This is a genomic window from Kocuria sabuli (assembly GCF_040981185.1).
GTDB lineage: Bacteria > Actinomycetota > Actinomycetes > Actinomycetales > Micrococcaceae > Kocuria > Kocuria sabuli.
In genome coordinates, this window is sequence record NZ_JAVHZE010000131.1 from 1 (window position 1) to 500 (window position 500).

The 500-nt window shown below is 53.6% G+C and carries 1 protein-coding gene; it reads right to left on the bottom strand.

From position 1 onward, the window contains the following. Positions 1-465: sigma-70 non-essential region-containing protein (locus tag RE027_RS18270; protein WP_368809713.1), on the bottom strand; the 465-nt coding region annotated here is incomplete at its 3' end. Positions 466-500: the final 35 nt, after the last annotated feature.

The following is a 500-nucleotide window of genomic DNA, read 5'->3' on the forward strand; positions in this document are numbered from 1 at the left end:
ATGCAGTTTTTGCAGGCCGCGCTGTACGTCTTCTTTCACGTCGTGCAGCTTTTCAGACCACGGCTTGTTCATCGCGATAGCGGCGTTGAACCAGGTTTCGCTGGTTTCATTGCCGGTGAAGAGGGTAATGAAGTTCTTCTTCGGCATTTTGCACTGTTCAACGCACAGCTTCATGATGATACGTTCCTGGGTACGTACGCGATCCATCATCACGCGCATGCTGTTCACCAGGTAGTCGAACTGTTTTGGCACCAGGCGGAACTGTTTGAACACTTCAGACAGCTTCAGGATCTCTTCCTGAGCGGCGGCATGGCTGCGGCCTTTCGCTTTGATGGTGTCACGCGTCACTTCGTACTGGGTACGCAGCTCGGCAAACTTCTCACGCGCCAGTTCAGGGTCGATGCTGTTGTCATCGTCGCTGCTGTCGTCCTCTTCTTCTTCATCTTCGTCTTCGTCGTCATCCATCTCTTCCTGAGACAGCTCAGACCCGACGTGAGTGG